This window comes from Moorena sp. SIO4E2 (genome assembly GCF_010671945.1).
Lineage (GTDB): Bacteria > Cyanobacteriota > Cyanobacteriia > Cyanobacteriales > Coleofasciculaceae > Moorena > Moorena producens.
Map to the genome: position 1 here is coordinate 1 of NZ_JAAHIE010001351.1, position 1154 is coordinate 1154.

The window sequence follows — 1154 nt, forward strand, 5'->3', positions numbered from 1 at the left end:
GTTATTTTAGCCGCTCAAGCTATTTTAGTTACTAATTCTGGGTATGACGTTACTGTGGCAACCAATAATACAAAGCACCTATCTTTATTTGTCAATGCTCGGGAATGGCAAGAAATTTAAAAATTTAGATGATTCATTATTACACCCGGAATTATCTTCTAAAATTAATAGGAATTTGGTGCGTTACATTTCATTAACGCACCCTACAATATCGGGCGATCGCACTGTTGAATGGCGCACCCTACTTGAGTGACGCCCGCACTATCTCCTCCATCGTGCCAGCGTGTTTTTGGTTAAATTCACCTATCTCTCGATTAACCTCATTTTTCGCAACTTGATCCTCTGGTGAATTTTTATCCTGAACCTCTTGATCTATCGCCTCTTCCGCTGTAGTGCTCTCTTCTTTATCCTCTGTAGTAGAGCTATCGGTGCTAGCAGTATTTTCGGCGGATTTAGAAACTTCAAATAGCTTTTCTCTTAGGGCATAGGCATCGCGAACAAACTCATGAATTTGCTCTGGTGGAAGTTGTTTCGCGTCTGCTATTTTTTTATTGATATCCTTTATCTCAGCATCCAGTTCATCTTTGGTCATATTAAACAAATGACCACCAATGGGAAAACCTGCTTCGCTGGACCCTAAGGCATCATAATGCTGGCTATAAGACTCCTTGAAGTTATTGAGTAAGGTTTGATAATCAGGGCCAGAGGTATTCGTATCTGAGTCATCTTTAGTTCCACTATCGGCAGAATCGCTATCACGCTTGGTATTAGTTAAATGATCAATTAAGGCATAGGTATCTTTGAGGATTTTTTTGGTATTGTCTGAAGGGACTTTTACCGCTTTCTCCATCGCCTGAGCGAGTTGATCAACTTGTTGATTCATCTCACTCTCGGTCATGGTAAATGGATTTTTTAATTGATCGAAACCTTTTACAGCCTCCAATTTCTTAAACATATCGCCGGTAGAGTCTTTGAAAGAGGCTAGTTCAGACTTTGAGATGGGCTGACCACTTGACCTTTTGTCTCTCAGACCTTGCCCCTGCTTTAAAAGCGATGCAGCGCGGTCTTGGGGGTTTCCCCCATGAGCGACTGCATCAAGACAAAGAAGCAGCATCATCTTTGGATAGGTTAGAAGCACCGGCAAGGGCTTCACT

Annotated in this window: 1 protein-coding gene; it reads right to left on the reverse strand. The window is 41.9% G+C overall.

Annotated features, from left to right (window positions below; all coding sequences use genetic code 11):
• Window positions 1-241 precede the first annotated feature (241 nt).
• On the reverse strand, window positions 242-955 hold the full coding sequence (locus F6K37_RS43615) for a hypothetical protein (protein WP_287257375.1): 714 nt from the start codon (window positions 953-955) through the stop codon (window positions 242-244).
• Window positions 956-1154: the final 199 nt, after the last annotated feature.